This is a genomic window from Aeromonas sp. S11(2024) (assembly GCF_041402345.1).
In the GTDB taxonomy this organism is placed as follows: Bacteria; Pseudomonadota; Gammaproteobacteria; order Enterobacterales; family Aeromonadaceae; genus Aeromonas; species Aeromonas veronii.
Genome location: NZ_JBGLRC010000038.1, coordinates 18,973 through 27,975, shown reverse-complemented (window position 1 = coordinate 27,975; position 9,003 = coordinate 18,973). Strand labels below are relative to the sequence as shown.

Annotated in this window: 9 protein-coding genes; 5 read left to right on the top strand and 4 right to left on the bottom strand. The window is 62.1% G+C overall.

Annotated elements, in window-relative coordinates; translation table 11 throughout:
• Positions 1-188: 188 nt before the first annotated feature.
• The 4 genes from ACB040_RS19720 to ACB040_RS19705 form a co-directional block, all read right to left on the bottom strand.
• Entirely contained in the window at positions 189-917 is a 729-nt protein-coding gene (locus tag ACB040_RS19720; RefSeq protein ID WP_323906329.1) for an MgtC/SapB family protein, read from the bottom strand.
• A 218-nt stretch (positions 918-1,135) separates the two neighbouring features.
• Positions 1,136-1,540: a hypothetical protein gene (locus tag ACB040_RS19715; protein ID WP_371156154.1), complete on the bottom strand. Its 405-nt coding sequence runs from the start codon at positions 1,538-1,540 to the stop codon at positions 1,136-1,138.
• A gap of 380 nt (positions 1,541-1,920) precedes the next feature.
• The gene (locus ACB040_RS19710; RefSeq protein ID WP_371156156.1) at positions 1,921-3,192 is read right to left on the bottom strand and encodes an NAD(P)/FAD-dependent oxidoreductase; all 1,272 of its coding nucleotides are present in this window, start codon (positions 3,190-3,192) and stop codon (positions 1,921-1,923) included.
• A gap of 54 nt (positions 3,193-3,246) precedes the next feature.
• Complete coding sequence (locus ACB040_RS19705) at positions 3,247-3,432, bottom strand: DUF2892 domain-containing protein (protein WP_005344304.1); 186 nt, start codon at positions 3,430-3,432, stop codon at positions 3,247-3,249.
• Between the two features lie 88 nt (positions 3,433-3,520).
• On the opposite strand from ACB040_RS19705, the gene ACB040_RS19700 reads away from it, so the two are divergent.
• The 5 genes from ACB040_RS19700 to ACB040_RS19680 are packed head-to-tail and all read left to right on the top strand — an operon-like array spanning position 3,521 to position 8,986.
• Positions 3,521-3,835 (top strand): helix-turn-helix transcriptional regulator, encoded by a 315-nt coding sequence (locus tag ACB040_RS19700; protein WP_005338008.1) that lies wholly within the window; start codon positions 3,521-3,523, stop codon positions 3,833-3,835.
• Positions 3,835-4,248, top strand: coding sequence for a YeeE/YedE family protein (locus tag ACB040_RS19695; protein ID WP_064338373.1), 414 nt, complete (start codon positions 3,835-3,837; stop codon positions 4,246-4,248). Before ACB040_RS19700 ends, ACB040_RS19695 begins: the two co-directional genes overlap by 1 nt.
• Before the next feature lie 13 nt (positions 4,249-4,261).
• Positions 4,262-4,732, top strand: coding sequence for a DUF6691 family protein (locus tag ACB040_RS19690; protein ID WP_371156159.1), 471 nt, complete (start codon positions 4,262-4,264; stop codon positions 4,730-4,732).
• A 41-nt stretch (positions 4,733-4,773) separates the two neighbouring features.
• Positions 4,774-5,829, top strand: coding sequence for an efflux RND transporter periplasmic adaptor subunit (locus ACB040_RS19685; protein WP_371156180.1), 1,056 nt, complete (start codon positions 4,774-4,776; stop codon positions 5,827-5,829).
• Complete coding sequence (locus ACB040_RS19680) at positions 5,822-8,986, top strand: efflux RND transporter permease subunit (protein ID WP_371156161.1); 3,165 nt, start codon at positions 5,822-5,824, stop codon at positions 8,984-8,986. Before ACB040_RS19685 ends, ACB040_RS19680 begins: the two co-directional genes overlap by 8 nt.
• Positions 8,987-9,003 lie beyond the last annotated feature (17 nt).

Below are 9,003 nucleotides of genomic sequence, written 5' to 3'. Positions count from 1 at the left end.
GCGCCAGTTTAAAAGTCAGCGAGTAATCGCGCTGTGTCCGTTTCACACCTTGTCCCATCGGGTTCTCCATTTATTGGGGGGAAAGGTGTAAACCATATTCAGGACGGGACATCCATATGAAAAAAGCCCCGCCATTGCTGGCGGGGCTTTTTGCTGCGGTCGGATGGTTCGTTCTTCTGACCAACGGCTCAATCGGTGGTACTGGTACGCCAGAACACCTGCTTGATATGGGGGTGGATGGCCAGCTTTTGCATCAGGGCATCCAGCTCATCGCCATCGATGGAGGTGGCGAGCAGCACCGCAGAGATCTCCAGATCCCCCACGCCAAACGGCTCGATATCGAGTTCGCTCAAGGGGTAGTTGGCCTGCTCCAGCATCTCCTCGAGCCAGTGCAGCACCTCTTTTTGATGCTCGCGCTGGGTCAGGGCCGTCACCTTGTAGGTCACTTCGGTGTCGGTATTGTCCACCGGGCGACGGTTGATCTGGTTGACCAGCGGTCGCAGCAGGGTGTTGGCGGCCAGCACGAACAGGGCGCCCAGAATTGCCTCCATGGCCAGCCCGGCGCCACAGGCGGCGCCGACTGCTGCTACGCCCCAGAGGGTGGCGGCGGTGTTGATGCCGCGGATATTGCCCGACTCGCGCATGATGACGCCGGCGCCGAGAAAGCCAATGCCGGAGACGATATAGGCCACCACATGGACCACGTTGTAGTTGCCGCCGTGCAGGTCATAGACACGCTGGGCCAGACTGACGAACAGGGCGGCCCCTACGGCGACCAGCACGTTGGTGCGAAGGCCTGCGGTACGTTGGCGGTACTGGCGCTCCAGCCCGACCAGACTGCCGAGCACAAAGGCGAGCAGCAGGCTGGCCAGGGTGTCGAGCAGGGAGATCATGTCAATTTGTTGCCACATCTTCATGGCGTACTCCTTCTGATGAGCGCTGGCTTGGCGCAATCCACGATGAAACGCCGGGAGGCGGATGGATCAGGGGATGATTGCGCGGATGGCCAGCAGAAAAACAAAAACGCGGCGTCCCGAGGCGGGAGCATCATCAGATGCCCTGACGCTCGGAGAGGACGCAACAAGCGGGGCCAGCGTGGCTGGCCCCTTTCACTGTGGTTAACGCAGGTGTGCGGTCAGTTGAGTTCGGGATCGCTGTCGATGCGCGGGCGCAGTTGCCAGCGCACCGGATGTGCTACTCCGACCTGATGAACGAACTGCACCAGATAGCGTCGCTGGGGCGGGGTGCACTGCAGGTTGAGCACCAGCTCTCGCCCGCCGCCGCGACCCGGCTTCATCGATTGCATCGGTTGCAGCCCGGCCGGTTGCAACGTGTGGTTCACCATATCCAGCACCTGCTCCATATCGGCGCGATCCTCACAGCGGATCTGCAGCCGGTAGTGGTGCTGACGCTGTTTGCCGCCCAGCCAGCGTGGCAGCATGCCACGGCCGAGCCGGCTCAACAGGGGGTGAGCCCGGGTAGCAACAGAACCTGTTGCGACCGCGCGATCCGCAGCCGGTTTGATTGAGATAAAACGCATAGCAGCCTCCTTGTGGGAAGCAGAAACTATGCAGGCATGGCGACCGTGGCGATTGGCCTCTGGTTGCCAGACGTCAAGTGTAAAAAGGGAGAAGAGGGGAGTGGATTTCCGCTTCTCGCAGGGTTGCGAGTTGCGGCAGAGAAAGACCTGCGGCTAGCTCGCGACCTTGGTACCGACGATGAGGGTCGGTCTACAACTGTCACTTGATGAGTTGCCCACTGATGGTCTCCGCTATTGATAAGAGGCTCGAATGATAGCCGAGGCGGCAGGCCGGGTAAACCCCGCGCCGCCCGCAGCAACATCTTGAAACATAATCGAAAGCCCCGTTTTGCCGTGCAGGGCCGCCAAAAGCAGACCCGGCGAGGGCCGGGTCTGCGGGGTCATTCGGTCTTGTCGATGCCAAGGTATTTGAGCATCAGTTTCTCGTAGATGGGCTCGGTATCCCCCACCTGCATCTTGTGCAGGAAGTACTTCTCAAAGGCGATCTTGGCCAGATGGACCCACTTTCCTTTCTTGAACCAGGCGACGTTGCGCGGCGGGATCTGCGGCATGGCGACGAAGGCGGCACCTGTGTCCCCCATGTCTGCCAGACAGATGGCATTCCACACTGCCTTGGTCACCGGCGGCTGGCCGCTGAGCTCCGCCTTGATGTTGTGGCTCAGGGTGCGCACCATCGCCTCAATCATATAGCCGGTCTTGGGCACCCCGGTCGGTACCGGCGTCTTGTGCTGCGGGGCAATGGCGATGCAGACCCCGGCGGCGTAAATCTGCGGGAAGGCAGGATTGCGCTGGTGTTCGTCGACGATGACAAAGCCGCGGGGATTGACCAGCCCCTCGATGCCCCGCAGCGGCGCAATGCCGACAAAGGCGGGCAGCATCATGGCGTGTTTGTAGGGCAGGGTGTGGGTGCGCTTGAGGTTGCCCTCATCGTCCAGCTCCTCCACCGTCATCTGGCCATCTTGCGCCGCCACGGTGCGGGCATTGCAGATCCACTGCACGTCGCGCATCCGCAATTCGCTCTCCAGCATCCCCTTAGAATCGCCCACGCCGTTGAGACCCAGATGGCCGATGTAGGGCTCGCTGGTGACAAAGGTCATGGGCACATTTTTCCTCACCTTCTTGTCGCGCAGGTGGCGATCGAGGATGAACGCATACTCGTAGGCGGGGCCGAAGCAGGAGGCGCCCGGCATGGCGCCGACAATCACAGGGCCGGGCTCATCGACCAGTGCGCTGACACTGTGGCGGCACTCTTCGGCGTGGGAGAGGGTACAGACGCTGGTGGTGCCACCGGATTCGGGGCCAGCCCCCGCTACCTCGTCAAAGGCGAGGGCCGGGCCGGTGCAGATCGCCAGAAAGTCGTAACGCAGGGTCTGGCCATCGGAGAGGGTGAGCTGCTGCACCGCCGGTTGCAGCTCGGTCAGGGCGGCATGGATAAAGCGGATCCCCTTTTTCTTCACATGGGGTTCGATGGGGATCGAGGTCTCCTTGCGCTCCCGCCACTGGACGGCAATCCAGGGGTTGGAGGGGGTGAATTCAAAGTCCGGCTTGTCATTGATGAGGATCACCTCATGCTGCTTGCCCAGTTCGGCCTTGAGTTCGTAGGCGGCAGACATGCCCCCGAGACCCGCGCCGATGACGATTACCGTTGCCATGTTCAGCCTCCTGCGTTTATTACACGCTCATGTGAGCCGGGTCATCCGACCCTGTTATTTAAATCCTATCCGTTTGAGGATCATCGCTGCCGGGCAGAAACCGGTGAATGCGCTCTGGATCAGGTTGACCCCGACAAAGGCACTCAACCAGACAAAGCCCGGATGAACCCAGGTGGTAAGGATCAGCGAGAGCAGCAACATGCAACCCGCGACGATTCTGACTCCGTTATCTACTGTCATGGTCCTTCTCCTTATCTACTTTAGATATTGCTAATTTAGTGTTGTTTTATACAATAGAACAAATATCAGCAATTGCTAATTTACTCTTATGAGCCAATTCGACGAGATGAACAGACATGCGACAGCCGCCGCCTCCCTGCTCAAGGCGTTGGCTCATCCCGAACGCCTGATGGTGCTCTGCCAGCTGGTGGAGGGGGAGAAGGGGGTCGGGGAGCTGCTGGCCCATAGCCAACTCGGGCAGTCGGCCTTCTCCCAGCAACTTTCGGTATTGAAGCGCTACGGCCTGATCCGTTCGCGCAAGGTCTCCCAGCAGATCTACTACTCGCTGGTGAGCGAGGCGGCCGCCGATGTGCTGGGGGCGCTGCAAACCCATTTTTGTCACTCAGAAAATAAGGAATCTTGATGATGGAAAGCCAATGGCTGCTCTCTTTGGGCGGTGGCATGCTGGCGGGGCTGTCGGCCCTGATCCTGATGTTGTTCAACGGCCGGGTTGCCGGGATCAGCGGCATTCTGGCCGGTGCACTGCAACACCGTGCGCCGTGGCGGGTGCTGTTTCTGCTGGGGCTGGGGGCGGGCGCCTGGTTGGCGCTGACCCTGGGGTGGGCCACCATGCCCGCATTCACCACCTTGCCCGGCTGGCCTGTAGTGCTGCTGGCCGGTCTGCTGGTCGGCATCGGTACCCGTCTTGGCAATGGCTGCACCAGCGGCCACGGCATCTGTGGCATGGGGCGGCTCTCCCTGCGCTCCATCGTCGCCACCCTGACCTTTATGGCGGCTGGCTTTATCACCGTCTTCGTCACTCATCATCTGCTGTAAGGGGCTGATTGCCATGAAGTTGCTGACAAGTTTGTTTGCGGGTGTGTTGTTCGGACTGGGGATGGCCATCTCCGGCATGATGGATCCCGCCCGGGTCACCGGTTTTCTCGATCTGGCCGGGGCCTGGGATCCCAGCCTCGCCTTCGTGATGGGAGGGGCCCTGCTGGTCTTTATGCCGGGTTATTTTCTGCTGGTGAAACCCCGTCGCCAGAGCGTGCTGGGGGAGCCCATCGTCGCCGTACCGGCCCCCAGGCTGGATCGCCGGCTGATCGGCGGGGCCGCACTGTTTGGCATCGGCTGGGGATTGGTGGGTATCTGCCCGGGGCCTGCTCTGAGTCTCATTTCCAGCGGGCAGCCCATGATAATGTTGTTTATAGCGGCCATGGTGGCCGGGATCTTGCTGTTTGACAGAGGGCTGGCCAGGGTGCTGACCAAGGCGCCAGTTCGGGGAGTGGATAAGGTGCGCCAGTCCCATACCGCCTGATCCCGTGAAGTGACAGATTACGCCAGGGAAGGAGAGTAATGATGGAAAAGATCCGGTTGCTGGGGATCACCTTGTTGGTGATGACATCGCAGGCCATGACATCCCCCCAGGCCCTTGCCGCAGACGGGGAGCCTATTGCCCCACTGACAGTGCCCCTGTTGACAGTGGCGCCACAGGCGGTGACCGACTGGTTGACGCTGGATGGCACCGTCAGTGCCATCAATCAGGGGACGGTGGCGGCCCAGACCAGCGGCCGGGTCTCCCGTATGCTGGTGGATGTGAACGATCAGGTGCAGGCGGGGCAGCCGCTGCTGGAGATCAGCGGCAAGGAGCAGTTTGCCGCCGTCACGGGTGCCGAGGCGCGGCTGGCGCGGGCGCAGGCTCAGCAAGTGGAAGCCGAGCGCCAGCTCGCCCGCTTTCAGGCGCTGATTGCCAAGGGGGTGATCACCCGCGCCCAGCTCGACAATGCCCAGGCGACTGATCGCGCCGCCCGCGCCGAGGTGAACGCTGCCGATGCGGCCCTCACTCAGGCCCGCGAGGCCTACGGTTATACCCGCATTCTGGCTCCCTATGCCGGAGTGGTGACCAAACGGCTGGTAGAGCTGGGGGAGACTGTCGCCCCCGGTACCCCGCTGCTCTCCGGCTTCTCCCTCGACACCTTGCGGGTGGAGGTGGAGTTGCCCCAGTCCGCCCTGACGCTCGCTCGCGAGCCTGCTGATGTGCAGGTGCTGCTGCCGGATGGCAGGACCGTTACGCCCCTCAAACTGACTCGCTTCAACTATGCCGACAGCCAGAGCCACGCCTTCAGGTTGCGCCTCGACTTGCCGCCGCAAACCGCCGGGGTATTGCCCGGCATGTGGCTCAAGGTGCAGCTCAAGCAGGGTGAGCGTCAGGTGTTGCAGGTGCCGGATCGCGCCCTGCTGCGGCAAGGGGAGTTCAATGGCGTCTATCTGCAGCAGCCCGCTGGCTGGGTCCTGACGCCGGTGCGGGTCGGCCATTGCGTCGAGGGACAGTGCGAGATCCTGGCCGGGTTGCAAGCGGGTGACAAGCTGGCCCTTGATGCCTGGGCGCAGCAGCAGGAGGTGGCCCATGAGTAGCGAGCTGAACGGCAACAAGGAGAGGCTGGGGCCTGCCGGTCGGCTGGCTGCGCTGTTTCAGGGCTCGGCCATCACCCCGCTGCTGGCGCTGGTGGGGCTGTTGCTCGGTCTGTTTGCAGTGCTGGTGACCCCCAAGGAGGAGGAGCCGCAGATCGATGTCACCTTCGCCGATGTCTATATTCCCTTCCCGGGAGCCAGCCCGGCTGAAGTGGCCTCTCTCGTTACCACCCCAGCCGAGCAGGTGGTCTCCCAGATAAAGGGCATTGATACCCTCTACTCTTTTTCCCAACCCGATGGTGCCCTGTTGGTGGTGGTGTTCAAGGTAGGGGTGAGCCGCGAGCAGGCCATCGTCGATCTCAACAACCAGCTCGACTCCAACCGCGATTGGCTGCCACAGGGGATTGGAGTCGGTCAGCCGCTGGTGAAACCCCGGGGGATCGATGATGTCCCCATCGTCAGTCTGACCTTATGGAGTAAAGAGGGGAGCAAGCAACTGGGGGCACCCGAGCTGACCCGGGTCGCCCATGAGCTGGAGACCGAACTCAAGCGCATTCCCGGTACCCGCGATATTTACACGCTGGGCAGCCAGAGTGCCGTGTTGCGGGTGATGCCGGATCCGGTGGCCCTTAGCGCCCACGGCATCAGCTGGGGCGATCTGAGCCAGCGACTGGCGGCCGCCAATCAGGTAGGCACGACACAGGCTATCGAGCAGGACAACAGTGAGATCAAGGTGCAGGTGGGGCAGTTCCTGCAAAGTGAGCAGGAGGCTAGAGAGCTGGTGGTGGGGCTGCACGACGGCAAGCCGGTCTATCTGGGGGATGTGGCCAGGGTCTCTCTGGGTCAGGAGACTCCGACCAAACGCAGCTGGATGGGGCTGGGGCAGGCCAGTTATCCGGCGGTGACCCTGGCCATCGGCAAGCAGCCGGGCCAGAACGCGGTCGATGTGGCCAAGCGGGTGGAGGCGTGGGTCGAGAGTTTGCAGAACCGGTTCATCCCTGCCGGGGTCGAGGTGACGGTGACCCGGGACTACGGCGTCACCGCCGAGACCAAATCCAACACCCTGATCGGCAAGCTGATTTTTGCCACCACGGCGGTGGTGCTGCTGGTGCTGGTGAGCATGGGTTGGCGAGAGGCGCTGGTGGTGGGCGTTGCCATCGTCATCACCCTGGCACTGACCCTATTTGCCAGCTGGGCGTGGGGCTTTACCCTCAACCGGGTGTCACTGTTTGCGCTGATCTTCTCCATCGGCATTCTGGTGGATGACGCCATAGTCGTGGTGGAGAACATCCACCGCCATCGCGGTTTGGGCAAGGGGGCGCTCAAGGATCTGATACCGGGGGCGGTGGACGAGGTGGGGGGGCCGACCATACTGGCGACCCTGACCGTCATTGCGGCCCTGCTGCCGATGGCCTTTGTCAGTGGCCTGATGGGCCCTTACATGAGCCCCATCCCCATCAATGCTAGCATGGGGATGCTTATCTCCCTGCTGGTTGCCTTCATCTTCTCCCCCTGGCTGGCGAGCCATTTGCTCAAGGATTCGGTGCACGGTACCCACGGCGAGGCCAAGGCTGGTCTTTTTCACCGGCTGATGACCCCTTTCCTGATTGGTGATGGCGCCAAGCGCGCCAGACGCAAACTCTGGCTGGTGGTGTTGCTGCTGGTCGGGGCCGCCACCGCCATGCCGGTGGTGCAGTGGGTGGTGCTCAAGATGCTTCCCTTTGACAACAAGTCGGAATTTCAGCTGGTGCTCGATATGCCGGAGGGGGCGACCCTGGAACAGACCGAGCGCACCCTGCTGGCGGTCGGACGAGAGCTTGCCAAGGTGCCTGAGGTGAAGGATTACCAGATCTACGCCGGCACCGCCGCCCCCATCAATTTCAACGGGCTGGTGCGCCATTACTTTATCCGCAGCGGCGCCAACGTGGGGGATATTCAGGTCAATCTGGTGGACAAGCATGAACGGGATCGCAGCAGTCACCAGATTGCCCAGTCGGTTCGGGAGCCGCTGCAGGCCATCGCCAGTGCGGCAGGGGGCAACCTGAAAGTCGTTGAGGTGCCGCCCGGCCCGCCGGTCTGGTCCCCCATCGTTGCCGAGATCTATGGCCCGACTCAGGCCGCCCGTGAAGCGGCGGCGCGCGCCGTACAGGCCCGTTTTGTGGCCACGGCGGATCTGGTGGATGTGGATATCTATCTGACCGACCCGCAGCCCAAGTGGCGGCTGGTGGTGGATCGCAGCAAGGCGGCCCTGCTCGGGGTCGATCTCGGGAATCTGGTGAACACCCTCAATGGCGGGGTGGGTTATCAGGATGCCAGCTGGCTGCAGGGTCACGGCGCCAAGTATCCGGTGCCGATCCGCATCGAACTGGCTCCCGGTGACAAACGGGATCTGGCGGGCGTACTGGCCCTCAAGGTGCGCAGCCAGAGCGGCCAGTTGGTGCGGGTCTCCGAGCTGATGAGTCGCCGTGATGAGGTGGCCCCCAGCTATATCATGCACAAGAACATGCAGCCCATGGTGATGGTGGTAGCCGACATGGGTGGCCATACCGACAGCCCGCTCTACGGCATGTTTGCCGCCGGTGCCGACATCGATCTGCCCCAGTATTACGTGCAGCAGCCCGACAAGCTGGGGGAGGTGGCGCTGTTGTGGGACGGGGAGTGGAAGATCACCTACGAGACCTTCCGCGATATGGGCATCGCCTACGGGGTGGGGATGATCCTCATCTATCTGCTGGTGGTGGCCCAGTTCCGCTCCTATCTGGTGCCACTCATCATCATGGCTCCTATTCCGCTCACCATCATAGGGGTGATGCCGGGCCACGCCCTGCTGGGAGCCCAGTTTACCGCCACCTCGATGATCGGGATGATCGCCCTGGCCGGGATCATCGTACGCAATAGCATCCTGCTGGTGGACTTTATCGAGCAGCAGCGCAGCGCCGGAGTGGCGTTCGAGCAGGCGGTGATCGAAGCAGCGCAGGTGCGGGCCAAACCCATCATGCTGACGGCGCTGGCGGCGATGATCGGGGCTCTGTTTATCCTCGATGATCCCATCTTCAACGGACTGGCCATCAGCCTGATTTTCGGGATCCTGGTCTCCACTTTGCTCACCCTGGTGGTGATACCCTTGCTCTATTATGCCCTGCTCTCCCGACGCTCATGACGGGAGTCACTAGCGAA